The organism is Pantoea sp. Cr_R13 (genome assembly GCF_029222565.1).
Lineage (GTDB): Bacteria > Pseudomonadota > Gammaproteobacteria > Enterobacterales > Enterobacteriaceae > Pantoea > Pantoea eucalypti.
The window spans coordinates 458,872-483,858 of record NZ_JARHXL010000003.1; the positions used below are offsets into that span (position 1 = coordinate 458,872).

At 54.6% G+C, this 24,987-nt stretch carries 23 protein-coding genes; 19 read left to right on the plus strand and 4 right to left on the minus strand.

All coding sequences use genetic code 11. The features are described 5' to 3' along the window. Nucleotides 1-74: 74 nt before the first annotated feature. On the plus strand, nt 75-1,724 hold the full coding sequence (gene flgK / locus P2R09_RS03310) for a flagellar hook-associated protein FlgK (protein ID WP_192377523.1): 1,650 nt from the start codon (nt 75-77) through the stop codon (nt 1,722-1,724). 14 nt (nt 1,725-1,738) lie between these two features. Continuing rightward, a complete protein-coding gene (gene flgL, locus P2R09_RS03315; protein ID WP_003849876.1) occupies nt 1,739-2,704 on the plus strand; it encodes a flagellar hook-associated protein FlgL in 966 nt (321 codons plus the stop codon). Nucleotides 2,705-3,160: 456 nt separating this feature from the next. On the opposite strand, the gene rne is transcribed toward flgL, so the two are convergent. Then, the gene (gene rne, locus P2R09_RS03320) at nt 3,161-6,613 is read right to left on the minus strand and encodes a ribonuclease E (RefSeq protein ID WP_275767072.1); all 3,453 of its coding nucleotides are present in this window, start codon (nt 6,611-6,613) and stop codon (nt 3,161-3,163) included. A 573-nt stretch (nt 6,614-7,186) separates the two neighbouring features. On the opposite strand from rne, the gene rluC reads away from it, so the two are divergent. Continuing rightward, a complete protein-coding gene (gene rluC / locus P2R09_RS03325) occupies nt 7,187-8,143 on the plus strand; it encodes a 23S rRNA pseudouridine(955/2504/2580) synthase RluC (protein ID WP_275767074.1) in 957 nt (318 codons plus the stop codon). A 13-nt stretch (nt 8,144-8,156) separates the two neighbouring features. On the opposite strand, the gene P2R09_RS03330 is transcribed toward rluC, so the two are convergent. After that, nucleotides 8,157-8,744 (minus strand): nucleoside triphosphate pyrophosphatase, encoded by a 588-nt coding sequence (locus P2R09_RS03330; RefSeq protein WP_275767076.1) that lies wholly within the window; start codon nt 8,742-8,744, stop codon nt 8,157-8,159. A 140-nt stretch (nt 8,745-8,884) separates the two neighbouring features. Here P2R09_RS03330 and yceD point away from each other — a divergent pair, with 140 nt between their 5' ends. From yceD to ptsG, 14 genes are all read left to right on the plus strand, one after another. Beyond that, a complete protein-coding gene (gene yceD / locus P2R09_RS03335; RefSeq protein ID WP_008925931.1) occupies nt 8,885-9,406 on the plus strand; it encodes a 23S rRNA accumulation protein YceD in 522 nt (173 codons plus the stop codon). A gap of 14 nt (nt 9,407-9,420) precedes the next feature. Beyond that, nucleotides 9,421-9,591 carry a 50S ribosomal protein L32 gene (rpmF, locus tag P2R09_RS03340; protein ID WP_003849870.1) on the plus strand — a complete coding sequence of 57 codons (171 nt, stop codon included), beginning with the start codon at nt 9,421-9,423 and terminating at the stop codon, nt 9,589-9,591. 25 nt (nt 9,592-9,616) lie between these two features. Continuing rightward, nucleotides 9,617-10,657: a phosphate acyltransferase PlsX gene (gene plsX, locus P2R09_RS03345; RefSeq protein WP_275767079.1), complete on the plus strand. Its 1,041-nt coding sequence runs from the start codon at nt 9,617-9,619 to the stop codon at nt 10,655-10,657. Further along, complete coding sequence (locus P2R09_RS03350; RefSeq protein WP_275767081.1) at nt 10,658-11,611, plus strand: beta-ketoacyl-ACP synthase III; 954 nt, start codon at nt 10,658-10,660, stop codon at nt 11,609-11,611. A 16-nt stretch (nt 11,612-11,627) separates the two neighbouring features. Next, nucleotides 11,628-12,560 (plus strand): ACP S-malonyltransferase, encoded by a 933-nt coding sequence (gene fabD / locus P2R09_RS03355; protein WP_003849867.1) that lies wholly within the window; start codon nt 11,628-11,630, stop codon nt 12,558-12,560. 10 nt (nt 12,561-12,570) lie between these two features. Next, entirely contained in the window at nt 12,571-13,305 is a 735-nt protein-coding gene (gene fabG / locus P2R09_RS03360; RefSeq protein ID WP_003849866.1) for a 3-oxoacyl-ACP reductase FabG, read from the plus strand. Between the two features lie 154 nt (nt 13,306-13,459). Beyond that, nucleotides 13,460-13,696, plus strand: coding sequence for an acyl carrier protein (acpP, locus tag P2R09_RS03365; RefSeq protein ID WP_003849865.1), 237 nt, complete (start codon nt 13,460-13,462; stop codon nt 13,694-13,696). A gap of 85 nt (nt 13,697-13,781) precedes the next feature. Then, nucleotides 13,782-15,023, plus strand: a complete 1,242-nt coding sequence (gene fabF, locus P2R09_RS03370; protein ID WP_275767086.1) for a beta-ketoacyl-ACP synthase II — start codon at nt 13,782-13,784, stop codon at nt 15,021-15,023. 91 nt (nt 15,024-15,114) lie between these two features. Further along, nucleotides 15,115-15,930, plus strand: a complete 816-nt coding sequence (gene pabC, locus P2R09_RS03375) for an aminodeoxychorismate lyase (protein WP_275767088.1) — start codon at nt 15,115-15,117, stop codon at nt 15,928-15,930. Then, entirely contained in the window at nt 15,927-16,946 is a 1,020-nt protein-coding gene (gene mltG / locus P2R09_RS03380) for an endolytic transglycosylase MltG (protein ID WP_275767090.1), read from the plus strand. Before pabC ends, mltG begins: the two co-directional genes overlap by 4 nt. Further along, nucleotides 16,936-17,568 (plus strand): dTMP kinase, encoded by a 633-nt coding sequence (gene tmk / locus P2R09_RS03385; RefSeq protein WP_154926086.1) that lies wholly within the window; start codon nt 16,936-16,938, stop codon nt 17,566-17,568. Before mltG ends, tmk begins: the two co-directional genes overlap by 11 nt. After that, on the plus strand, nt 17,568-18,557 hold the full coding sequence (holB, locus tag P2R09_RS03390; protein WP_275767094.1) for a DNA polymerase III subunit delta': 990 nt from the start codon (nt 17,568-17,570) through the stop codon (nt 18,555-18,557). Before tmk ends, holB begins: the two co-directional genes overlap by 1 nt. A gap of 18 nt (nt 18,558-18,575) precedes the next feature. Continuing rightward, nucleotides 18,576-19,367: a metal-dependent hydrolase gene (locus tag P2R09_RS03395; protein ID WP_275767096.1), complete on the plus strand. Its 792-nt coding sequence runs from the start codon at nt 18,576-18,578 to the stop codon at nt 19,365-19,367. Between the two features lie 289 nt (nt 19,368-19,656). Continuing rightward, nucleotides 19,657-21,093, plus strand: a complete 1,437-nt coding sequence (ptsG, locus tag P2R09_RS03400; protein ID WP_275767098.1) for a PTS glucose transporter subunit IIBC — start codon at nt 19,657-19,659, stop codon at nt 21,091-21,093. Between the two features lie 52 nt (nt 21,094-21,145). Here ptsG and P2R09_RS03405 read toward each other — a convergent pair whose 3' ends face one another. Beyond that, nucleotides 21,146-22,285 (minus strand): glycoside hydrolase family 88 protein, encoded by a 1,140-nt coding sequence (locus P2R09_RS03405; RefSeq protein ID WP_275767100.1) that lies wholly within the window; start codon nt 22,283-22,285, stop codon nt 21,146-21,148. Nucleotides 22,286-22,288: 3 nt separating this feature from the next. After that, on the minus strand, nt 22,289-23,887 hold the full coding sequence (locus P2R09_RS03410) for an MFS transporter (protein WP_275767102.1): 1,599 nt from the start codon (nt 23,885-23,887) through the stop codon (nt 22,289-22,291). Nucleotides 23,888-24,246: 359 nt separating this feature from the next. Here P2R09_RS03410 and hinT point away from each other — a divergent pair, with 359 nt between their 5' ends. Further along, on the plus strand, nt 24,247-24,597 hold the full coding sequence (gene hinT / locus P2R09_RS03415) for a purine nucleoside phosphoramidase (RefSeq protein ID WP_003849854.1): 351 nt from the start codon (nt 24,247-24,249) through the stop codon (nt 24,595-24,597). 15 nt (nt 24,598-24,612) lie between these two features. Then, the gene (locus P2R09_RS03420; RefSeq protein ID WP_003849853.1) at nt 24,613-24,981 is read left to right on the plus strand and encodes a DUF1425 domain-containing protein; all 369 of its coding nucleotides are present in this window, start codon (nt 24,613-24,615) and stop codon (nt 24,979-24,981) included. Nucleotides 24,982-24,987 lie beyond the last annotated feature (6 nt).

Below are 24,987 nucleotides of genomic sequence, written 5' to 3' on the forward strand. Positions count from 1 at the left end.
CAGATGCGTTTTCGCCTGCTGGCGCCCACTTTGATGTCTGCCAGCCCGGTTAACGGGGAACGTAAGGAACCGAGATGTCCAGCATAATTAACTCCGCGATGAGCGGACTGAGTGCCGCGCAGGCCGCTCTGAGCACCACCAGTAACAATATTTCCAATTACACCGTGGCTGGCTATTCACGTCAGACCACGGTCCTGGCGCAGGCAAACAGTACCCTGCAGGGCAACAGCTATTATGGTAACGGCGTGAATATCACCGGTGTACAACGTGAATATGATGCATTTATTGCCACGCAGTTACGCGGTTCCAGCGCGAACTACAGCGCGGTAAGCACCCAGCACAGCCAGATTTCAAACATTGACGATCTGCTGTCGACTTCGACGACCAGCCTGTCAACCTCGCTGCAGGGCTTCTTTACTAACCTGCAGAACGTGGTCAGCAATGCCAACGATCCGTCAGCACGTCAGTCAATGCTCAGCAATGCACAGGGTCTGGTCAGCCAGTTCCAGACCTCGGCGCAATACCTGAACAATATGCAGAACAGCGTCAATGCAGACGTCGGTTCCAGCATCAAGCAGGTCAACACCATTACCAGCCAGATCGCCGATCTGAACAAGCAGATTGGCAAACTGAGTACCGCTAACGGTGCCGCTCCTAACGATCTGCTTGATAAGCGTGATCAGCTGGTGAATACCCTGAATAACGTAGTTGGCGTCACAGTGTCGCAGCAGGATGGCGGCTACACGGTCTCCATGGCGAATGGCCTGACGCTGGTAAACGGCGACAAATCTCACGATCTGGTGGCGATGCCTTCCAGCAGCGATCCGACACGCACTACTATCGGCTATGTCGATAAACAGGCGGGCAACGTCGAGATTCCGGAAAAGCTGATCACCACCGGCTCGCTGGGCGGTCTGCTGGCATTCCGTAGTCAGGATTTGGATCTGGCGCAGAACCAGCTGGGTCAGTTAGCAGCTGCGTTTACGACCAGCTTTAACGATGTTCACAAGCAGGGCTTCGACAGTAACGGCGATCAGGGCGTTGATTTCTTTAATATCGGCAGCCCGCTGGTGGTAAGCAACAGTAAAAACAGCACCGCCGCCTCCGTTACCGCTGAATGGACCGATACCAGTGCGCTGAAAGCGACCAACTATAACGTCAGCTTTGATGGCACTAACTGGAGCGCCACGCGTGCCTCTGACAGCACCGCTGTGACCATTGCACAGGTTAAAGACGCCAGCGGCAACACCACGCTGAGCTTTGATGGCCTGAAGCTGACCGTTCCCGGCACGCCTGCACCGGCTGCTAAAGACAGTTTTCTGGTGAAGCCGGTCCAGAACGTGATCAACGACATGTCCGTCGCGATCACCAATGAATCTCAGGTGGCCGCAGCAGGTGCCGTTGGCGGTGAAAGTGATAACCGTAATGCGCAAAAACTGCTGAGTCTGCAGGATGCGAAGCTGGTCGGTGGCAACGCCACGCTGTCGCAGGCTTACGCGGCTATCGTCAGTACCGTGGGTAACAAAACCAGTTCACTGCAGACCACCAGCGATACACAGAAAAGCGTGGTCAGTCAGCTGACCCAACGTCAGCAATCGGTCTCAGGCGTAAACCTTGATGAGGAGTACGCCAACCTGACTAAATATCAGCAATATTATATGGCTAATGCGCAGGTGCTGCAGACCGCCAGCACCGTGTTTAATGCATTGATCAATATTCGCTAAGGGCAGGAGATAACATGCGAATCAGTACAAATATGATTTTTGAGCAGCAGGTGCGTGGCATCACTGACTCACAGGCCTCCTGGCTGAAAGTGGGCGAGCAGCTCTCCAGCGGCCGCCGCGTAACTAACCCTTCGGACGATCCCATTGCGGCGTCACGCGCTGTGGTGTTGACCCAGACTCAGCAGCAGGGTAAACAGTTTGCGCTGGCGCGGACGTTTGCCGAACAGGGTTTGTCACTGGAAGATAATACGCTGAAAGGCGTAACCAATGGGATCATTGCGGCGCAGGGACTGATCGTTAACGGTTCAACCGGAACGCTGAGCGACGATGACCGTGGTTCGATTGCCACCCAGTTGGAGGGCATTCGCGCCCAGTTGCTGAACCAGGCAAACAGCAAAGATGCCAATGGACGCTATATTTTTGCCGGTTATAAAACCGACAGCGCGCCGTTTGTTGATACGGCAGGCACCGGCGTCAGCTACACAGGCGGTAACGAGGCAATCACCCAGAAGGTCGACACCAGTCGTACCATGACCGTGGCGCATACCGGTGACAGCATCTTTATGTCGATCACCGGCAATGCCACCAAAGAGCCGGATGGCAGCGCCAGCGAAACCAATGTGTTTACGATGCTGGACAGTGCCATTGCGGCACTGAAGGTGCCGCAGGATAACGCAGACGCCGCAACCAAACAGACCTTCCAGGATGCGATGGATAAAACTAACCGTGGTCTGGGTAATGCGCTGAATAATGTTTCAAAAGTGGTTTCTGAAATTGGTACTCAGCTTGGCGAGATTGATACGCTGAATGCCCAGGGCGATGACCGCAGTGTGATCTATAACTCGCAGATGAGTGACCTGGTTAACGTAGATTTAACCGAGGCGGCGTCCAGCTATACCATGCAGCAGACAGCCCTTCAGGCGTCGTACAAGACCTTTACTGATATGTCCAAGATGTCACTGTTCCAGATGAATTCGTAGTCTGACCTGAAATTTTAGGCGTACTTTAACCGGATGCGCTTACTTTTCCCCACTCTCCCGATAAAGGAGGGTGGGATTTTTTTGCCTGCGATTCGGCTGCTGGCGGAGATATTTGCCCTTAAATCAGTTTGCCTTGCAGCGTAAAGTGATTCGGATGGCTATCTTACTGTCACGTATTTATCGCATCCAATCCAGAATAGTCCAATAGTCCAATAGTCCAATAGTCCAATAGTCCAATAGTCCAATAGTCCAATAGTCCAATAGCCCAATAGCCCACCAGCCCACCAGCCCACCAGCCCACCAGCCCACCAGCCCAGGCGATGAACTTAACCCCTGCGTTTGTCTGACGTTTTCTCGATAGAAACTAATTATCCGTAATCCGGCTGGCGGGCAGAATTGCAGCCATAAAAAAACCCCGGCTTCAAGGCCGGGGTTCGGTTCACAACAGCTTATGCGTTACGGCTTGGTTGCCGGTGCAGTGGCCTGATGGGTGGCGCTATGCGCTCCTGCAGAACCGCGACCGTCGAACTCATACGGTGCACGCACCCAATCACTGTGCGGAGCCGGTTCTGACTGCCAGACTGGCGCAGGCGCTTTGGTCATTGGCGAAGAAGCAAAATGCTTCCAGCGTGTACCGTCGTTCGGTACAGCTGCAGCTGCTGGCACAGATGCGTCGGCAGGCAATGACACTGCAGGTTCGGTCGCCTTCACAGGTTCCGCCGGCGCGATATCACGTGCAGCAACCGGAGCATGAGGTTCACGAACCGGTGCTGTTTCAGACTCTGCTGCGACTGGCGCATTCAGCACTTCTTCAACCTCGGCTGCGATCTCTTCACTGACATCAGTGGCTGACTGCTCAGCAACGTCCGCAGGCTGTTCAACCTCTGATGATTGTGCAACCTCTGCAGGCTGTACCGTCTCAACAGCAGGTGTCATAACCGGCGCTTCAGTGACGGGTTCAGCAGGCACGGCTTCAGCCGCGACAGCGTCTGCTTTCACTTCATCGGCAGCCGGAACCACAGAAGGCTGTTCGTCAACCGGGGCGTCAATAGCACGGGTATCATCAGTGTTGACGACCGGCACTGGCGTTTCTGCCTGCGGCTCAGCATGCTGCACTGGCGCGTCCTGCACACCCGATTCCACAGCGGCAGCCACGGGCAGGGCATGGGTAGCCACTGCTGTTTCTTCCGCGCTGTACGCGGGTGTCTGGTGTGTCACATTCTGCACCTGCTCTTCGCTGGCCTGGCTCACCGGATAGCGAATCCAGACTTTACCAGAGGCCATCTCGGGAGACGCTGCTGCTGCGGCCAGAGGCATGGCTGACTGCGTCGGGTAACGCTCATCACGGTAACGACGACGACGCTGTCCGCTCACACGCAGATGGCGTGGCGAACGACGTGAGCGACGTGGCATATTGGCGTTATCACGGTTGTCGTTGTCATCCTGTTCGTCACTCTGCTGCGCCTGGAACTCAGGCTGCGGCTGTGCAACTTCAGCTGGCTGAGGCTGACGCACTTCGGCAGGCTGGGCAAAGTCGCTGGCTTCGGCTGGCATAGGCTGACGGTTATCATCAACACGCACCTTCTGGTTCAGCTGACGCGGCTTACGACGCGGCATAACCTGTACGCGCTCATCATCCTGCACCTCGATCGCGTCCGGGGCTTCTGCGACCACTGCTGGCTGTTCAGCTACTTTGGCGGCTTCTTCACCGGCGCGTTTCTCTTCCTGACGACGACGCTGACGTTCAGCGCGCTGTTCACGGCGCTGTTGCTGCTGCTCATCACGCTGCTGGCGCGCTTCTTCGCTCAGTGCCGGACGCTCTTCGCGCACTTCACCTGACTGAGACTCACGCTTGTTGCGACGGTTGTTATTATTGCCATCGCGCGGCTCACGATTTTCACGTGGCTCGCGGCTTTCGCGCGGTTCACGGCTCTCACGCGGTTCACGACTTTCGCGAGGCTCACGGCCCTCACGCGACTGTGCGTTATCCCCGTTACGCGGGGTACGCTCACGACGATTGTTATTGCGACGGTTGTTATTGTTGCTGCGACGTTCGCCACGACCGTTGTTATTTTCCTGCTCACTTTCAGTCGCTTTTTGTGGTTCAGCAACCTCAGCGGTCACGGGTTTAGCAGCAGGCGCTTCTTCGCTGGCAAACATTTTTTTCAGGCCGCCAAGCAGACGCCCGAAGAAACCGGTGCTGGCCGTCGCAGGTGCAGCCACCGCAGGTTTAGCTTTTGCCGCTGGCTGAACTTCAGCACGCTGCGCTTCCGGCTCAACTTCTACCGGAGCAGGCGGTGCATCAGGCATCACAAACGCGGCCAGAGCAGGCTGCTCAGGACGACGACGCTCTGCATGCTCTTCTTCCGACGGCATCGCCATTTCGGCTTCGTGCAGCTTCGGCAGATGATAGCTCAGGGTCTGGGTCTCTTCGCCTTTACGTACGCGCAGCACGGAGTAGTGCGGGGTCTGCATCTTGTCATCAGGAACGATGATTGCCCGCACGCCACCCTGGCGTTTTTCAATCGCGTTGACCGCTTCACGTTTTTCGTTCAGCAGGTAAGAGGCAACCTGAACCGGAACAATAGCGTGAACTTCTTTGGTGTTGTCTTTCAGTGCTTCTTCTTCAATCAGACGCAGAATCGACAAAGCAAGTGACTCGTTATCACGGATGGTGCCGGTGCCGCTACAGCGTGGGCAAACGTGATGACTGGATTCACCTAATGATGGACTCAGGCGCTGACGGGACATCTCCAGCAGGCCGAAACGCGAAATGTGGCTGATCTGAATGCGGGCGCGGTCCTGACGGACAGCTTCGCGAAGACGGTTTTCAACTGCGCGCTGATGGCGTACCGGCGTCATATCGATGTAGTCGATAACGATCAGGCCGCCCAGGTCACGCAGGCGCAGCTGACGGGCGATCTCGTCGGCCGCTTCAAGGTTAGTGTTGAACGCCGTCTCTTCGATGTCACCGCCGCGCGTTGCGCGTGCTGAGTTGATATCGATCGCGGTCAGCGCTTCAGTGCTGTCGATGACAATCGAGCCACCGGAAGGCAGGCGGACTTCACGCTGGAAAGCGGATTCGATTTGCGATTCAATCTGATAATGGCTGAACAGCGGGATTTCACCGGTGTAGAGCTTAATTTTGCTGCTGAAGTCCGGACGGCCCAGTGCAGCAATATGCTGACGCGCCAGTTCCAGAACTTTTGGATTATCGATAAGGATTTCACCGATGTCCTGACGCAGATAGTCGCGGAAAGCGCGGACAATCACGTTACTCTCCTGATGGATCAGGAACGGAGCAGGACGGTTTTCAGCGGCTTTCTTGATCGCTTCCCAATGCTTAAGACGGAAGCTTAAATCCCACTGTAGCGATTCGGCCGATTTGCCGACGCCGGCGGTGCGGACAATCAGTCCCATGCCTTCCGGCAGGTCAAGCGCCGACAGCGCTTCTTTTAATTCGGTACGGTCGTCACCTTCGATGCGGCGAGAGATACCGCCTGCACGTGGGTTATTCGGCATCAGGACCAGGTAGCTGCCCGCCAGAGAGATAAAGGTGGTCAGCGCAGCGCCTTTGTTGCCGCGTTCTTCTTTATCAATCTGAACAATAACTTCCTGACCTTCACGCAGTACGTCTTTAATATTCGGACGACCATGCGCGTTATAGCTGGAGGGGAAGTATTCGCGGGAGATTTCTTTTAACGGGAGGAAACCGTGACGCTCTGCGCCGTAATCGACAAACGCAGCTTCAAGGCTGGGTTCAATGCGCGTGATTTTACCTTTGTAGATGTTGGCTTTTTTCTGTTCGTGTCCAGGACTTTCAATATCCAGATCGTACAGACGCTGACCGTCAACCAGGGCAACGCGCAACTCCTCCTGCTGAGTTGCGTTTATTAACATTCTTTTCATCGTGACTTACTCGTTATTCTTTCATGAGTGATTACAGCTGCGGGCATAATTACCCTGGACGAGTATCAACCGATGGCCCCGTGACTTAGTGCAATGTCGTCAACCTCACGGCTGTCGACCGCGCGAGGGGCGCAAATAACGTCGGTGGCCTGTTTTTCATAAGGGAAAACAGCACCAGATAGTGGAAATGCCTGAGAGAATAAAGAAAACCCGTGCATCCCATACTGCTGTCCAGGCCGCAACCCGCAGCCCGCTAAGTGCCTGATTTCGCATTACGTCTTACGCCATTGCTGCGTGTCTGCTCAATCCGGCAAAATGACAATTTCGCTCGGTTTCTGCCCTGAAATGCATCAGTTAGGAAACTCAGGCATTATTCCATTGCTAACCTTCATATAGCAAGGCGACTTTAGCCAGCTTGTGAAGTTTCTTTACATTTAACGCGTTAATGTGTCCGACAATGCAGCGCTTTGCTGAAAAAGCCAGCAGAGAGGCGACTTGCCGTCACACCAACTCCTGAGTTAAGCACAGAAAAAGGGGTGGCGCTATCAGGGGACACTATTTAGAATCGCCGCCATGAAAACAGAGAATCCCGGCGTACATTTTGTCGCCATCACGGCTGAAAATGCCGGACAACGCATTGATAACTTTTTGCGCACCCAGCTTAAGGGTGTGCCAAAGAGCATGATTTATCGCATCGTACGCAAAGGCGAGGTGCGGGTGAATAAAAAGCGCGTTAAGCCAGAGTACAAGCTGGAGGAGGGCGATGAGGTACGCATTCCGCCTGTTCGGGTAGCGGAACGCGATGAAGACGCTGTTTCCCCTAAACTGGCGAAGGTTGCCTCACTGGCTGATGCCATCCTGTTTGAGGATGAGTCGCTGCTGGTAATGAATAAGCCTTCCGGTACCGCCGTGCATGGGGGTAGCGGACTTAGCTTTGGCGTCATTGAAGGGTTACGCGCCCTGCGACCTGAAGCGCGCTTTCTGGAATTAGTGCATCGCCTTGATCGCGATACCTCAGGTATTCTGCTGGTTGCTAAAAAGCGCTCGGCGCTGCGTTCTCTGCATGAGCAACTGCGTGAAAAGGGCATGCAGAAAGATTACCTGGCTCTGGTGCGCGGTAACTGGCCCTCACATCTGAAGGTGGTTCAGGCACCGCTGCTGAAAAACATCCTGCAGAGCGGAGAGCGTATTGTGCGCGTCAGCAGTGAAGGCAAGGCGTCGGAAACCCGCTTTAAAGTGGAAGAGCGGTTCGACTTTGCCACCCTGGTAAAAGCGAGTCCGGTCACCGGACGCACACACCAGATTCGCGTTCATACACTGCATGCCGGGCATCCCATCGCCTTTGACGATCGTTACGGCGAACGTGACTTTGACAGTCAGCTGGCCTCAACCGGATTAAAACGGCTGTTCCTGCACGCAGCGGCGCTGACCTTTACCCATCCTGGCACGGGCGAAGTGATGCGGGTCGAAGCGCCACTGGATGACGGGCTGAAGCAATGCCTGAATAAACTGCGTCAGATGAAGGCGTAACGGCTCTCCGGTATCAGTCCGTTAAAGGATTGATACCGGCCTGCTGCAACATCTCATTCAGCGCAATCAGCGGCAGCCCAATCAGCGTATTGGGATCGCGGCCCTCCAGTCGGTCAAACAGACAAATTCCCAGCCCTTCACTTTTAAAACTGCCGGCACACTGCAGCGGCTGTTCTTTTTCCACGTATCCAGCGATTTCGGCGTCGGTTAAGGTGCGGAAATGCACCACAAAAGGCTCACAGCACTGCAGCAGTCTGCCACTGGCCGGATGAAAAAGGGCCAGACCGGTGTAAAAGGTAATGGCTTTACCGCTGGCGGCACGCAGTTGCGCGCATGCATTCTCCACCGTGTGAGGCTTTCCGGTGATCGTGCCATCCAGCACACAGACCTGATCCGAGCCGATGATCCAGTGGCTGGGCCAGGTTTTTGCCAGCGCCTGCGCTTTTGCCACGGCCAGGCGTGTCACCAGCGCTTCGGCGGTTTCACCTGGTACGGGTGACTCATCAACCTCCGGCGCGGCGGTAATAAATGGCAAGCCAAGCTTATGCAGTAAAGCCTGCCGGAAGGGCGACGTTGAAGCTAAAAGAATCGATGGTGTCATTTTTTTTCAATAGTGATAGCGAATTGGTGGCAGTCATTTTAAACTGTGCGCCGCACTGGATGCGAATAGTGGTTGAAAGATGCTGTTTAACGGCCTTTTTCTTTGACTCTATGACATTACAAAGTTAATATGCGCGCCCTATGCAAAAGGTAAAATTACCCCTAACGCTGGACCCTGTCCGCACCGCTCAGAAGCGCCTTGATTATCAGGGTGTCTACACATCTGTACAGGTGGAGCGTGTGGCCGAGTCGGTCGTTAGTGTGGACAGTGATGTGGATTGTGCCATGTCGTTTGCGGTTGATAACCAGCGTCTGGCGGTACTGACGGGTACTGCTGAAGTACAAGTGACGTTGCGTTGTCAGCGCTGCAACCAGACCTTTCCCCATCACGTAAAAGTGAGTTACTGCTTCAGCCCTGTCTCTTCTGAAGAGCAGGCCGAAGCATTACCGGAAGCGTACGAGCCGGTCGATGTCAACGAGTTTGGTGAGATCGATTTGCTGGCGGTTGTCGAGGATGAACTGATTCTCGCGCTGCCGGTCGTTCCGGTGCACGATTCTGAACACTGTGAAGTGTCCGAGGCGGACATGGTCTTTGGTAAACTGCCTGCAGAGGCGGAGAAACCAAATCCATTTGCCGTATTAGCCAGTTTAAAGCGTAAGTAATAGGAGTAAGGTCCATGGCCGTACAACAGAATAAACCCACCCGTTCTAAGCGTGGTATGCGTCGTTCGCACGATGCGCTGACCACTGCTGCTCTGTCAGTAGATAAAGTTTCTGGCGAAACTCATCTGCGTCACCACATCACTGCGGATGGTTACTACCGCGGTCGCAAGGTTATCGTTAAGTAAGTTTCTTGCTTAGCAAGGCGATACCTTGACACGTTTGACCCTGGCGATTGATGCCATGGGCGGGGACTTCGGTCCCTGCGTGACAGTGCCTGCAGCATTGCAGGCACTGGCCTCTCATTCGGAACTTTTCCTTCTTCTGGTCGGCAATCCCGACACCCTCATGCCATTGCTTGCCAAAGCGGATTCCTCCCTGACGGGGCGTTTGCAGGTTATCCCTGCCGAATCGGTTATTGCAAGTGATGCGCGGCCTGCTCAGGCCATCCGGAACAGTCGCGGCAGTTCAATGCGTGTCGCGCTGGAGATGGTCAAAGAGGGACGTGCACAGGCCTGCATCAGCGCCGGTAATACCGGTGCACTGATGGGGCTATCAACACTCTTATTAAAACCGCTGGACGGTATCAAACGCCCGGCGCTGATGTCCGTTTTACCGCACCAGCAGCAGGGTAAAACGGTGGTACTGGATTTGGGCGCGAATGTTGACTCAGACAGTGCCATGCTGGTGCAGTTTGCTGTGATGGGGTCGGTAATGGCTGAGCATGTGCTTGGCATTTCACGGCCCCGTGTCGCGTTGCTCAATATTGGTCATGAAGAGACTAAAGGGCTGGAAACTATTCGCGATGCCGCAGTTGTACTGCGAGAATCACCGCACATCAACTATATTGGTTACCTCGAAGGCAACGACCTGCTTACCGGTAAGACGGATGTGATGGTCTGTGACGGTTTTGTCGGAAACGTCACGCTGAAGACAATGGAAGGCGTGGTAAGAATGTTTCTTTCTCTGCTGAAGTCATCAGGGGAAGGTAAAAAACGGTCATGGTGGCTGACGTTGCTGGGACGCTTAATCCAGAAACGCCTGGCGAAGCGATTCGGGCAACTCAACCCTGACCAGTACAATGGCGCTTGTCTGTTAGGATTGCGCGGAACAGTGATCAAGAGTCACGGCGCAGCAAATCAACACGCTTTCGCCGTGGCGATAGAACAGGCAGAGCAGGCGGTGAGGCAGCAAATTCCCGAGCGAATTGCTGCGCGCCTTGATGCTGTATTAGCCAGGAGTGACAAAGCCTAGATGTATACCAAAATTATCGGTACGGGCAGTTATCTGCCCAGCCAGGTTCGCACCAATGCCGATCTGGAAAAAATGGTGGAGACGTCGGACGAGTGGATTGTGACCCGTACGGGCATCCGTGAGCGCCGCATTGCTGCGCCTGACGAAACCGTCGCCACCATGGGATTCAGTGCGGCGCAACGCGCCCTTGAAATGGCCGGCGTTGACGTGAACGAGATTGGGCTGATTATTGTCGCCACAACCTCTTCCAGCCACGCCTTCCCAAGCTCCGCCTGCATGATCCAGCAAATGCTGGAGATCAAAGACTGTGCGGCGTTTGACCTTGCTGCCGCCTGTGCAGGTTTTACCTATGCGCTGAGCGTGGCCGATCAATACATTAAAAATGGCGCGGTTAAACATGCTCTGGTGATTGGTGCTGATGTCCTGGCGCGCGCGCTGGATCCTGAAGATCGCGGTACCATCATCCTGTTCGGTGATGGCGCCGGTGCGGTTGTGCTGGGTCAGAGCGAAGAGCAGGGGATTATCTCAACTCATCTTCATGCTGATGGTCGCTATGCCCAGTTGCTGACGCTGCCTTATCAGGATCGCGCTCATCAGGATCAGCCTGCTTATGTCACCATGGCAGGCAACGAAGTCTTCAAAGTCGCGGTTACCGAGCTGGCTCACATCGTTGACGAAACGCTTCAGGCCAATAATCTCGATCGCGAAATGCTGGACTGGCTGGTGCCGCATCAGGCTAATCTGCGCATCATCAGTGCCACCGCGAAAAAACTCGGTATGACCATGGATAAAGTGGTCGTTACACTGGATCGTCACGGCAATACCTCTGCCGCATCGGTGCCAAGCGCACTGGATGAAGCGGTTCGTGATGGCCGCATCAAACCCGGACACCTTATTTTGCTGGAAGCCTTTGGTGGTGGATTCACCTGGGGTTCTGCGCTGGTTCGCTTTTGATTGACAGGAACGAAAGATGACGCAAATTGCATTTGTTTTTCCAGGTCAGGGTTCACAGACCGTGGGCATGCTGACTGAATTAGCCGCGACCTATCCGCTGGTTGAAGAGACCTTTCGTGAAGCTTCGGACGCGCTGGGATATGATCTGTGGCAGTTAGTGAGTCAGGGTCCGGCTGAAGAGCTGAATAAAACCTGGCAGACTCAGCCTGCATTGCTTGCCGCCTCGGTGGCTATCTATCGTGTCTGGCAGCAGCAGGGCGGTCAACAGCCAGTCCTGATGGCCGGTCACAGCCTGGGTGAATACTCTGCGCTGGTTTGCGCCGGTGTGCTCAGCTTTGCTGATGCCGTGAAGCTGGTTGAGCTGCGCGGCAAACTGATGCAGGAAGCCGTGCCAGAAGGTACTGGCGCGATGCAGGCGATTATTGGCCTGGATGACGCAGCTATTCGCAAAGCCTGCGAGGAGAGCGCGCAGGGACAGGTGGTTTCACCGGTTAACTTCAATTCGCCGGGCCAGGTGGTCATTGCGGGTAACAAAGAAGCCGTTGAGCGTGCAGGTGCTGCCTGTAAAGCCGCGGGCGCTAAACGTGCCCTGCCACTGCCCGTCAGCGTGCCTTCCCACTGCGCACTGATGAAGCCCGCAGCGGATAAACTGGCGGTCGCGCTGGAAAACATTACGTTTGCTGCGCCTGCGGTGCCAGTGATTAATAACGTCGATGTGAAAGCAGAAACCGATGCTGCGGCAATCCGGCATGCGCTGGTTCGTCAGCTTTACAGCCCGGTTCGCTGGACTGAGAGTGTGGAAGCGATGGCAGAACAGGGCGTTACGCAACTCCTGGAGATGGGTCCAGGTAAAGTCCTGACCGGTCTGACGAAACGTATTGTCGATAGTCTGACAGCGGCTGCCGTTAACGATACAGCATCCCTGACAGCTGCACTCGGTAAGGAATAAGAGGAAAATCATGAGCTTTGAAGGTAAAGTTGCGCTGGTTACCGGCGCGAGTCGCGGCATTGGTCGTGCGATTGCAGAAACCCTGGCGGCACGTGGTGCTAAAGTTGTGGGTACTGCAACCAGCCAGAATGGCGCCGACGCCATCAGTGCTTACCTTGGCGACAAGGGTAAAGGCCTGTTACTGAATGTGACAGATGCTGACTCAATCAGCAGCGTTTTAGAGAATATTCGCGCGGAATTTGGCGAAGTGGATATTTTAGTCAATAATGCAGGCATTACGCGTGATAATCTCCTCATGCGCATGAAGGACGATGAGTGGGAGGATATCTTAGATACTAACCTCACATCGGTATTCCGCCTTTCTAAGGCGGTCCTGCGTGCCATGATGAAAAAGCGCGTGGGCCGTATCATCACCATTGGTTCCGTTGTTGGAACCATGGGTAATGCGGGCCAGGCAAACTACGCGGCAGCTAAAGCGGGTTTGATTGGTTTTAGCAAATCACTGGCGCGCGAAATCGCGTCACGTGGCATTACCGTCAACGTCGTGGCTCCAGGTTTTATTGAGACTGACATGACGCGGGCACTGAACGAAGATCAACGTTCCGGTATTTTGGCGGAAGTCCCTGCGGGTCGCTTAGGCGATGCACAGGAAATCGCCAATGCTGTCGCATTTTTAGCCTCTGACGAAGCAGCCTACATCACAGGTGAAACGCTGCACGTCAATGGCGGAATGTACATGGTCTGATAAATCACGAAATCATTTGCTTTATTTGCGGTTAAAACCGCAAAATAACGCAAAATCGTGGTTCGACCAGCCGGGATTTTGTTGCATCTTTTTCACCATTTTATACACTACGAAAACCATCGCGAAAGCGAGTTTTGATAGGAAATTAAATAGTATGAGCGATATCGAACAACGCGTTAAGAAAATCATCAGTGAGCAGCTGGGTGTGAAAGAGGAAGAAGTCACCAACTCTGCATCTTTCGTAGAAGACCTGGGTGCCGATTCTCTTGATACCGTTGAGCTGGTGATGGCTCTGGAAGAAGAGTTTGATACTGAGATTCCAGACGAAGAAGCTGAGAAAATCACTACCGTTCAGGCAGCGATCGACTATATCAATAGCCATAAAGGCTAATGAATATCTTCAGGCGGTCGCTCGACCGCCTGATTTTTTTGTTTGTCCCACATAGTTCCCTATTTCCCCTCCCTGGAGGACGAACGTGTCTAAGCGTCGTGTAGTTGTGACTGGTCTTGGCATGTTGTCTCCTGTCGGCAATACCGTAGAGTCTACCTGGAGTGCTCTCCTTGCCGGTCAGAGCGGCATTACCCTGATCGACCATTTTGATACCAGTGCTTATGCAACGCGTTTTGCAGGTCTGGTAAGAGGTTTTAATTGTGATGACTACATCTCGCGCAAAGATCAGCGCAAGATGGATGCCTTCATCCAGTACGGCGTTGTAGCCGGTATGCAGGCCATGCAGGACAGTGGTCTGGTTGTTACCGACGAAAATGCAGGCCGTGTTGGCGCGGCAATTGGCTCCGGCATCGGTGGTTTAGGTCTGATTGAAGATAATCATACTTCACTGGTCAACGGCGGTCCGCGCAAAATCAGCCCATTCTTTGTGCCTTCAACCATCGTTAACATGGTGGCGGGACATCTCAGCATCATGTATGGCCTGAAAGGTCCAAGCATCTCTATCGCGACAGCCTGTACCTCTGGTGTGCACAACATCGGTCATGCTGCACGTATCATCGCTTATAACGATGCTGACGTGATGCTGGCGGGTGGCGCAGAGAAAGCCAGTACGCCATTAGGCGTGGGTGGTTTTGGTGCAGCACGTGCCCTCTCAACCCGTAACGAAAACCCGCAAGCGGCCAGCCGCCCATGGGATAAAGACCGCGACGGTTTTGTGCTGGGTGACGGTGCTGGCATTGTGGTACTCGAAGAGTACGAGCATGCGAAGAAGCGTGGTGCAAAAATCTACGCTGAAATCGTAGGTTTTGGTATGAGCAGCGATGCCTACCACATGACTTCACCACCAGAAGATGGTTCAGGTGCCGCGGCGGCCATGATCAATGCGCTGCGCGATGCCCAAAGGACGCCAGAGCAGATTGGCTATGTCAACGCGCACGGTACCTCCACGCCAGCGGGTGATAAAGCGGAAGCGCAGGCGGTGAAATCGGTCTTCGGGGCAGCGGCCAGCAGTGTGATGGTCAGCTCAACCAAATCAATGACCGGGCACTTGCTGGGTGCCGCAGGCGCTGTTGAAGCGATTTACTCGATTCTGGCACTGCGCGACCAGGCTGTTCCTCCGACTATCAATCTCGACAACCCGGATGAGGGCTGCGATCTCGACTTCGTACCTCACACCGCGCGCCAGGTTTCTGGTCTGGAATACACGCTGTGTAACTCTTTCGGATTCGGCGGAACCAACGGTTCATTGATTTTCCGTAAAGTGTAATCGTTGTTGATTGCTAAAAAGGCCCGCGATGCGGGCCTTTTTTTATCCTGCAAAATGCGGTGAAATCAGAGGTCACGCTCAGGAGAGAACGATGTGGATTAACGGGTTCAGACAATCGACAGTGGCCGCCAGCGACCGCGCACTGCAGTTCGGCGATGGCTGTTTTACTACCGCCGCCGTGCGTCAGGGTAAAATTGTGATGCTGGAAAGCCATATTCAGCGCCTTAAAGAGGGCTGTGAGCGGTTATGGATCGCTGGCGTCGACTGGCATCAGCTTGAGACCGAGATGAAGCAGGCCGCTTATGAACAAACCCAGGCGGTGCTGAAAGTGATTATCAGCGCGGGCAGCGGCGGGCGGGGTTACAGCCGTCGCGGCTGTGGTGAACCTGTGCGAATCGTCTCTCTGGCCGCCTGGCCACAACACTACACCGATATTCAGCAGCGTGGTGCCCGACTCCGGCTTAGTCCGATTCGTCTGGCGCGAAACCCGCAATTTGCCGGTATCAAGCACCTGAACCGCGTGGAGCAGGTGATGATCCGGGTTCATCTTGACCAGACAGACGCCGACGAGGCGCTGGTGCTTGACACTGAAGGTTGGGTGGTGGAATGCTGTGCGGCCAATTTATTCTGGCGTCAGGGCACGCAGATTTTCACGCCCGATCTCTCGGCATCGGGTGTCGATGGCATTATGCGGCGGAGTCTTATGGCGCAACTTGCTGCAGCAGGTCAGGCTTGCCAGATAGTGAAAAGCGAACCGGCGCAACTGCTGGCAGCCGATGAAGTGGTGATATGTAACGCGCTGATGCCGGTTCTGCCGGTCCGACAGATAGAAGCGGTGCAGTTTACTGAGCGCTCGCTGTTTAAGCAGCTGCTGGCAAGCTGTGAACAAATAATGGATGCATCATGATTCGAAGTAAAAAGATTCTCGTCAGCCTGCTGGCAATCGTCGTTCTCGCAGCGGTGCTGAGTTACTGTCAGGTTAAGCAGTTTGCTGCCACCCCATTGACGCTGAAACAGGAAACGATTTATACGCTGCCTGCCGGCACGGGGCGGGTTGCGCTTGAAGCGCAGCTGGAAGAGCAGAAAATTATTCCCCACAGTATCTGGTTTGGTGCGCTGCTGCGTCTGGAGCCGGAACTGGCGACCTTTAAGGCGGGCACTTATCGCCTTGAGCCAACCATGACCGTACGCTCGCTGTTACAGCTGCTGGCCAGCGGCAAAGAGGCGCAATTCCCGGTGCGGTTCGTCGAAGGTCAGCGGCTCAAAGAGTGGCTGAGTGAACTGCGTAAAGCGCCCTACATCCGGCACACCCTGAAAGACGATCAGTTCGCCACCCTGGCCAGCGCACTCAAGGTGGAGCCTGAACAACTGGAAGGCAACTTCTTCCCGGATACCTATCTCTACACGGCGAACACCACCGATATGGCGCTGTTGCAGCGGGCGCATGATCGGATGAAAAAGACCATTGATGCGGTGTGGCAGGGACGGGCGGACAATCTGCCCTATAAAACGCCACAGGATATGGTGACGATGGCCTCCATCATTGAGAAAGAGACCGGTGTCAGCGAAGAGCGCGCACGTGTCGCCTCGGTGTTTATTAATCGCCTGCGCACGGGAATGCGGTTACAGACCGATCCCACCGTCATCTATGGCATGGGTGACAGTTATAACGGCACGCTGACCCGCAAAGATCTTGAAACCGCCAGCGCGTACAATACTTACACGATTAACGGGCTGCCGCCTGGCCCGATTGCCATGCCGGGCAAAGCGTCACTTCAGGCAGCAGCGCATCCTGAAAAAACGAACTATCTCTACTTCGTTGCAGACGGGAAGGGTGGACATACGTTCACCACCAACCTTGCCAGCCATAACAAAGCGGTGCAGATTTACCGGCAGACACTGAAGGAAAAAAATGAACAGTAAGTTTATCGTCATTGAAGGCCTGGAAGGCGCCGGAAAGACCACTGCGCGTGATGCTGTTGTTGCCACGCTGCGCGCCCGGGGCATCAACGATCTGGTCTTTACCCGTGAACCGGGCGGCACGCCGCTGGCAGAACAGCTGCGGACACTGGTCAAGCAGGGGATTGAGGGTGAGCAGGTTACGGATAAAGCAGAGCTGCTGATGCTCTATGCAGCGCGCGTTCAGCTGGTGGAGACCGTCATCAAACCTGCGCTGGCTCGCGGTGCCTGGGTGATTGGCGATCGACACGATCTCTCTTCTCAGGCTTACCAGGGCGGCGGTCGGGGACTCGACAGTGAACTGATGCAGACGCTGCGTGATGCTGTCTTAGGCGATTTCCGTCCCGACCTGACGCTCTATCTGGATGTGACACCTGATATTGGTCTCCAGCGTGCCCGTGCACGTGGCGAGCTGGATCGTATTGAGCAGGAGTCATTGCGCTTCTTTGAGCGCACCCGCGCGCGCTATCTGACGCTGGCAGCAGACGATCCCACCATTCTTACCATTGATGCCACTCAGTCGCTGGAAGAAGTGACCGCGTCACTTAAAGCGACGCTGGATAGCTGGCTGGCGGAGCAGGCGTGATGAACTGGTATCCGTGGCTGAATCAGCCTTACCGTCAGGTGATCAGTCAGCACCAGGAAAATCGCGCTCACCATGCGCTGATGATCCAGGCGATGGCGGGCATGGGCGATGAGGCACTGGTCTGGGGAATGAGCCGCTGGCTGATGTGCCAGCAGCGGGATGGCCTGAAAAGTTGCGGAGAGTGCCACGGTTGTCAGCTGATGCAGGCCAACACCCATCCTGACTGGTATCGACTTGAGGCAGAGAAGGGCAAAAGTACCCTGGGCATTGATGCGGTGCGTCAGGTGACGGAAAAGATGTATCACTTTGGTCAGCAGGGCGGCGCGAAAGTGGTCTGGCTGCCAGATGCTGCGCAGCTTTCGGAAGCCGCAGCTAACGCACTGCTGAAAACCCTTGAAGAGCCGCCTGCCAACAGCTGGTTCTTCCTCTGCAGCCGTGACCCCTCACGCCTTTTGGCCACGCTGCGCAGCCGCTGCATGACGCTTCATCTGACACCGCCGGACGAAGGACAAAGTCTGCTCTGGCTGAAGAAGCAATCCTCCCACGATGAACAGATGCTGCTGGCAGCGTTGCGCCTCAGCGCGGGCGCACCCGGAGCGGCACTGAGCCTGCTGGAAACCGGACCGTGGCAAGCCCGTCAGAAGCTCTGTGATGCGCTGCCCGCTGCGTTACAGCAGGACATCCTGCAACTGCTGCCTGCACTGAACGCGGACGACGCGGCCGCACGTATCGGCTGGCTGCTCTCGTTATTGCTGGATGCCATGAAATGGCAGCAAAATGCGGGACAATGGCTGAGTAATATTGATCGCCAGGATGTGGTGCAGCTACTGGCAGGTTACTTTTCTGCCAGTGCGCTCAACAGCAGCACCCAGGCATGGATGCGCTGTCGTGAGCAGCTACTGCATGTGGCGTCAGTCAATCGTGAATTATTGCTGACCGATCAGCTCCTGAGCTGGGCGGACCTACAGAAGCCCGCGCTGGTCGGCTAAACCTACCTGAGAGTAATTATGTTTATTGTTGATTCCCATTGCCATCTTGATGGCCTGGATTATGAAAAGAACCACCGTGACCTTGATGATGTGATCGCTAAAGCAGCAGCGCGTGATGTGAAATTTATGCTGGCTATTGCCACCACGCTGCCGGGTTTTCACACCCTGAAACGTCTGGTTGGCGATCGAAAAAACATTGCGCTCTCCTGCGGCGTGCATCCGCTGAATCAGGAAGAGGCCTATGACGTTGAGGAGTTTCGCCGGCTCTCTGCCGATCCTCAGGTCGTGGCTCTGGGTGAAACCGGGCTGGATTATCACTATCAGCCAGAGACCAAAGATCAGCAGCAGCGCTCATTCCGGGAACATATCCGTACCGGCATCGCGCTGAATAAACCGATTATTGTTCATACCCGGGATGCACGCGAAGATACGCTGGCGATTTTGCGTGAAGAGCAGGTCGAGCGTTGTGGCGGCGTGCTGCATTGCTTCACCGAGGATCAGCCCACCGCCGCAAAGCTGCTGGATATGGGCTTTTACATCTCATTTTCCGGTATTGTCACCTTCCGCAATGCTGAACAGTTACGCGAAGCTGCGCGTTATGTGCCGCTGGACAGGATGCTGGTGGAAACGGATTCACCTTATCTGGCACCCGTGCCGTATCGCGGTAAAGAGAATCAGCCCGCTTATACGCGCGATGTTGCCGAATATCTGGCCGTATTAAAAGGCGTGGATATGGAAACGCTGGCCGCTGCCACCACTCAAAACTTTTCAACGCTGTTTCATATCCCCATGAGTAAGCTGGGCGGCTAACCGTCTTTTATTTCACTCTCTGTAATTAATCTGCAACCTGCTTATATGACCCTGTCTATTCAGCCAGGGTCAGCTTTTTATCGTCGATTACTCGTGCGGATCAGTCAGAAATTTCGTAAAGTGCGCGGCTCTGTTTGTCGAAACGTGATAGCCGTCAAAGTAACAATTCGGGATTTATTTTACCCTTCGTAATAAATCAAAAGGCGGTCACCGCCAGCCCGGCAAAGAATCCTCCCTCTTTGCCACGCGCTCTGCGCAAATATGCACTCATACTCAGGAGCTTCACGCTATGTTCAAAAATGCTTTTGCCAACCTTCAAAAGGTCGGTAAATCGCTGATGCTGCCGGTATCGGTTCTGCCGATTGCCGGTATTTTGTTAGGGGTCGGTTCAGCCAATTTCAGCTGGTTACCAGCAGTGGTTTCCCATGTAATGGCAGAAGCGGGTGGATCGGTGTTCGCCAACATGCCACTGATTTTCGCTATCGGCGTGGCGCTGGGCTTCACTAACAACGACGGCGTTTCGGCACTGGCCGCCGTTGTCGCGTATGGCATCATGGTGAAAACCATGTCGGTCGTTGCACCGCTGGTGCTGCATCTGCCAGCGGCGGAGATCGAGGCGAAACACCTCGCCGATACCGGGGTTCTGGGCGGTATCATCGCTGGTTCCATCGCCGCTTACATGTTCAACCGCTTCTACCGCATCAAGCTGCCAGAATATCTGGGCTTCTTTGCCGGTAAACGTTTTGTGCCGATTATCTCTGGCCTGGCGGCGATTGTGCTGGGTGTGCTGCTCTCCTTTATCTGGCCACCCGTCGGTGCTGCGATTCAGGAGTTCTCACAGTGGGCTGCCTATCAGAACCCGGTTGTTGCCTTTGGCATCTACGGCGTTGTTGAGCGCGCGCTGGTGCCATTTGGTCTGCATCACATCTGGAACGTACCTTTCCAGATGCAGATTGGTGAATATACCAATGCGGCAGGCCAGGTATTCCACGGCGATATCCCGCGTTACATGGCAGGTGACCCGACCGCAGGTAAACTCTCTGGTGGCTTCCTGTTCAAAATGTACGGTCTGCCAGCAGCCGCGATTGCTATCTGGCATTCAGCGAAACCTGAAAACCGTGCCAAAGTTGGCGGCATCATGATCTCTGCTGCGCTGACCTCATTCCTGACCGGTATCACCGAACCGATTGAATTCTCATTCATGTTCGTGGCGCCGATTCTGTATGTGATCCATGCGCTGCTGGCAGGTCTGGCCTTCCCAATCTGTATCCTGCTCGGAATGCGTGATGGCACCAGCTTCTCACACGGTCTGATCGACTTCATCGTGCTGAGCGGCAACAGCAGCAAAATCTGGTTGTTCCCGATTATCGGCATCATCTACGGCCTGGTTTACTACACCGTATTCCGCGTTCTGATTGCTAAACTGGATCTGAAAACGCCTGGCCGTGAAGAGAGCAGCAGCAGCGAGCAGTCTACCGCGACCGGAACGGAGATGGCGGGCAAACTGGTAGCTGCGTTTGGTGGTAAAGAGAACATCACCAACCTGGATGCCTGTATCACCCGTTTACGTGTCAGCGTTGCTGATGTAGCGAAAGTGGATCAGTCTGAACTGAAAAACCTCGGCGCTCGTGGCGTGGTGGTTGCGGGTTCCGGTGTACAGGCGATTTTCGGAACCAAATCCGATAACCTGAAAACCGATATGGATGATTACATCCGCAGCATGTAATCATTAAGAGATGAAAAAGCCCCGCTAAGCGGGGCTTTTTTTTGGCCAGGACTCAGAGGTAAACACGCAGATACTCAGTCAGACAGAGCAGGGCCATCGCCTGACCGTACGGCATGGAGGTCAGGGGAACCGTGCGGTAGTAGTCCAGGTCACTGCCCATTGCAGTACCAAAAGAGACCTGCTTCAGCTCGCCATCTTCATCAATATTGGCAATTACGCCGTGCAGCGCTTTTTCTGCCACCTCACGATACGCAGCGGACAGATAACGCTTGCGCACTGCTTTCAGAATGCCATAGGCAAACCCGGCTGTGGCAGAAGCTTCCGGATAGCTTTGCGGATCATCGAGCAGGGTGTGCCACAATCCGCTGCTGTGCTGACAGGCCTTCAATGCGTTAACCTGGTTCTCCAGCACCTGCTGCAGAAAACGACGGGTCGCGTGATGCTCAGGCCAGTTCATCATCTCCAGAAAATCGGGAATGACAATCGTCACCCAGCTGTTGCCGCGCGCCCAGTGCGCATTGGCGAAGTTATGGCGGCCATCAAAATTCCAGCCGTGAAACCATAAGCCGGTATTGCGATCCATCAGATACTGGGTATGAAGCAGGAACTGATAGCTCGCTTCTTCAACCCACTCATCGCGCTTCAGCAACTGACCAATTTTAGCCAGCGCCATTACGCTCATCATCAGCGTATCGTCCCAGAGCTGCTGGGTGTTCTCATTGTTATAGACAATATGCTGCAGGCCGCCCTGTTCAGTACGCGGCATCTCATACATGACCCATTCTGCCCAGCGCTCCAGCACCGGCACCCAGGCCGGGTTTCTGGTCTCTTCGTAACGATAAGCCAGCGTCAGAAAGGGGCACACGGTATTCACGTTTTTGGTCGGCGTGCCTTCCGCCAGGCGCTGCGTAAACCACCTGTCGATGATGGCCAGCGTCTGCGCGTCACCGGTCTGCTGATAGTATTGCAGCATACCGTACAGGCCGATGCCGTGTGTCCATTCCCAACCCGCCCAGCCTTTAGTATCAATCACCCGGCCATCGTCCAGCCGTAATAAAAATTCGCCAGTTTCATCCGTGATATTGACCAGATTCTGAGTCAGCTTCTGAATCAGCTGAACCAGTTCGCTGCGTGGCAGCAAATGCTCAGGCTGGCACAATAATTTGCTATGTTTAACGGGAAATACAGTCATGGTTTATTCCTGTCGTTTTAAGGTGGTGTTTAAAGAAGGGGTTAATACGGGAGGTGCGGTAAGTTTTTCCGGCGCGGGCTTGTTGCGATTAAGGAAGCCAATATTGTTGTTGCCCCACAGATTCTCGTAAGGCATGCCTGCCAGCGTTTCGACAATGCTCCGTGCTTCCGGGGTGATACTTTCCGGCACGATGCGGCCTGCCTCGCGCATCTTCAGCGTCTCCTGGCGCAGCACGGTGTGCGTCTGCAAATTCAGTTTAAAACGCAGTGAGACAATAAAGCCGCAGGTCAGCACGGCCACCGTGCCGATGCTGAGAATCGCCAGAATAGTGTGGCTGACGCCCGGCGCCTGCGTGGCCTGGCCAGAGACAAAGCCGGAGAGCTGCAGCACGATGCCCACCAGCATGACGGCACCCGCCTGGGACGCTTTACGCGTCAGGGTCATGATGCCGGCAAATATCCCTTCACGGCGCTGACCGGTGATCACCTCATCCACATCGGCGATATAGGTGTAGGTGTTCCACGGCACATAGTTGATGCCGCCACGCCCCAGGCCTGCGACGGCAGAGATCACCAGCAGCAGAGACATGTTGTCGTTCATTCCGGTATACCAAAGACCGGCATAGGAGAGCGCGGCGAGGCCAAAGAGTATGGCGACCAGACGATAGGCAGGGGCCGGTCCCATACGGATACAGAGCGGGATCATCACCATCACAGCAATAAACTGCAAGACTGCCATTGTGCCCATCAGGCTGGAGGCAACCTGTGCACTCTGCATCAGCACAAACACCACGTACCATGTAAAGACGGCGTTAAACACATCCTGAGCAATATAGCCGCCGAGATACATGCCAAGGTGTTGCCGGAAGATACGGATACGTAAGGTTGAGGCCAGTTCGACATAGAGCCGTTTAAGACTCTGCATCAGCGTCAGCTGCTGCTTTTCCTGCTCCGCACGGCGTGATTCGGCAGAAAAGTCATCGGGGTGACGTTCCCAGGTAAAGCACCACACCAGCGTCAGTACCAGCGCGCAAATTACTGAGAACACCAGGCTGGCATAGAAAAAGGAGAGGGGATTTTCTTTGCCCAGCATGCTCAGCAAAATACCGGGTAAGAATGCGGCCAGTATCGCTGATAATTGTGCCAGACCAATTCGCGCCCCGGAAAAGCGGGTCTTCTGTTTAAAGTCGTCGGTCATTTCCGGCACCAGCGTTTCATAAGGCACCAGAATCATGGTGTAGACGATATCAAACAGCAGGTAAGTGCAGAGATACCACCAGAAACTCATGTCGCTAACCCACATCAGGCTATAACTGAAGACACAGGGTATGCCGAGCAGGATAAAGAATTTCCGGCGGCCAAAACGTTTGCCCAGCCAGGTTGAACCGAAGTTGTCGGTAAGGAAGCCCATCAGCGGGCTGACCACGGCGTCCAGCACGCGAGCGGCGGCGAAAATCAGCGTGGCCTGAATGGGGGTTAATCCACAAAAGGTCGTGTAAAAATAGAGTAACCAGGCGGCAGTCAGCGCCGTTGTGCCTGCTCCGAGAAAATCGCCAGATCCATAGGCCAGATAGTGGCCAGGACCAATTTTACGTGAGCGCATGTGTGAGGCTCCTTAATGTTATGGGGCAATTTGACCGGGTGACGCCAGACATCTCCCCCGGACTGATTAGCAAAGTAGAGCTGACGCGGCGGTTAAACCTTCGCAATCTGGCAACCAAAAGCGTTGAAGTGGCAATCAGGCAAAGAAAAGGGGGGCATAATTCTAATTTATAAAACAGCGTTTCATTTTTATGTGATGGCGGCTGCTTTATGGGTATTCATACTGGGGTTTCAGGCAGGGGAGTGAGGGGCTGCTGCAAAGGCACGCGAACAATGCAAGAAAAGTGGTACTGAGGTTGAAAGAAAACAAATTTCTCCCGCATACTGATTGATTACGACTCAGGCTAAAGGAATTGCACCATGGCTGAAGAAACCATTTTTAGTAAAATTATCCGCCGCGAAATCCCCGCTGATGTGGTTTACCAGGACGAGTTGGTCACGGCCTTCCGTGATATTTCGCCTAAAGCACCGACGCATATTTTAATCGTGCCGAATGTGCTGATCCCTACGGTCAACGAGGTGGAAGCCGCGCACGAGCACGCGCTGGGACGCATGTTTACCACCGCGGCGAAAATCGCCCGCCAGGAAGGTATCGACCAAAATGGTTATCGTCTGATTGTGAACTGCAATCAACATGGTGGTCAGGAGGTTTATCACATTCATATGCATCTGCTGGGCGGCGAACCGCTGGGTCCGATGCTCTCTAACTGATAACGGAAACGTGCTATGCGATCCTGGCTGACTGGCCTGCCGATCCTGCTCTGCCTGACGGCTTGCAGCAGTGATAAACCGATGATCAATACGTCACAGTCACTGGTGATGGAGTCCTCTGTGCTGTCGGCAGGGATTATTACCGATGAGCCGACGCTGGATGAGAACGATGGACTGAAGCGTGCCACCAGCGTGCTCTATAATCAGCGCGAAACACCGGTCGTTGTGCACTACCGTTATTACTGGTATGACGACAAAGGGCTGGAAATCACCCCGCAGGAACCGGCGCAGACCGTCACCGTTCCGGCGCAGGGCAGCATAGTCGCCGCCTCACAAATGGGTAACCTGACTGCCAGTAAGGTTCGTCTTTATCTCTATCTTTAAGGATTT

Excerpts from the sequence above, each read along its gene's own strand:
- mltG (WP_275767090.1), top strand. The coding sequence starts at position 15,927 with ATGATTCGAAGTAAAAAGATTCTCGTCAGCCTGCTGGCAATCGTCGTT.
- P2R09_RS03420 (WP_003849853.1), top strand. The coding sequence starts at position 24,613 with ATGCGATCCTGGCTGACTGGCCTGCCGATCCTGCTCTGCCTGACGGCT.
- P2R09_RS03350 (WP_275767081.1), top strand. The coding sequence starts at position 10,658 with ATGTATACCAAAATTATCGGTACGGGCAGTTATCTGCCCAGCCAGGTT.
- P2R09_RS03395 (WP_275767096.1), top strand. The coding sequence starts at position 18,576 with ATGTTTATTGTTGATTCCCATTGCCATCTTGATGGCCTGGATTATGAA.
- rluC (WP_275767074.1), top strand. The coding sequence starts at position 7,187 with ATGAAAACAGAGAATCCCGGCGTACATTTTGTCGCCATCACGGCTGAA.
- ptsG (WP_275767098.1), top strand. The coding sequence starts at position 19,657 with ATGTTCAAAAATGCTTTTGCCAACCTTCAAAAGGTCGGTAAATCGCTG.
- pabC (WP_275767088.1), top strand. The coding sequence starts at position 15,115 with ATGTGGATTAACGGGTTCAGACAATCGACAGTGGCCGCCAGCGACCGC.
- P2R09_RS03410 (WP_275767102.1), bottom strand. The coding sequence starts at position 23,887 with ATGCGCTCACGTAAAATTGGTCCTGGCCACTATCTGGCCTATGGATCT.
- yceD (WP_008925931.1), top strand. The coding sequence starts at position 8,885 with ATGCAAAAGGTAAAATTACCCCTAACGCTGGACCCTGTCCGCACCGCT.
- flgK (WP_192377523.1), top strand. The coding sequence starts at position 75 with ATGTCCAGCATAATTAACTCCGCGATGAGCGGACTGAGTGCCGCGCAG.
- fabG (WP_003849866.1), top strand. The coding sequence starts at position 12,571 with ATGAGCTTTGAAGGTAAAGTTGCGCTGGTTACCGGCGCGAGTCGCGGC.
- P2R09_RS03405 (WP_275767100.1), bottom strand. The coding sequence starts at position 22,285 with ATGACTGTATTTCCCGTTAAACATAGCAAATTATTGTGCCAGCCTGAG.
- holB (WP_275767094.1), top strand. The coding sequence starts at position 17,568 with ATGAACTGGTATCCGTGGCTGAATCAGCCTTACCGTCAGGTGATCAGT.
- fabD (WP_003849867.1), top strand. The coding sequence starts at position 11,628 with ATGACGCAAATTGCATTTGTTTTTCCAGGTCAGGGTTCACAGACCGTG.
- acpP (WP_003849865.1), top strand. The coding sequence starts at position 13,460 with ATGAGCGATATCGAACAACGCGTTAAGAAAATCATCAGTGAGCAGCTG.
- rne (WP_275767072.1), bottom strand. The coding sequence starts at position 6,613 with ATGAAAAGAATGTTAATAAACGCAACTCAGCAGGAGGAGTTGCGCGTT.
- tmk (WP_154926086.1), top strand. The coding sequence starts at position 16,936 with ATGAACAGTAAGTTTATCGTCATTGAAGGCCTGGAAGGCGCCGGAAAG.
- hinT (WP_003849854.1), top strand. The coding sequence starts at position 24,247 with ATGGCTGAAGAAACCATTTTTAGTAAAATTATCCGCCGCGAAATCCCC.
- flgL (WP_003849876.1), top strand. The coding sequence starts at position 1,739 with ATGCGAATCAGTACAAATATGATTTTTGAGCAGCAGGTGCGTGGCATC.
- P2R09_RS03330 (WP_275767076.1), bottom strand. The coding sequence starts at position 8,744 with ATGACACCATCGATTCTTTTAGCTTCAACGTCGCCCTTCCGGCAGGCT.
- rpmF (WP_003849870.1), top strand. The coding sequence starts at position 9,421 with ATGGCCGTACAACAGAATAAACCCACCCGTTCTAAGCGTGGTATGCGT.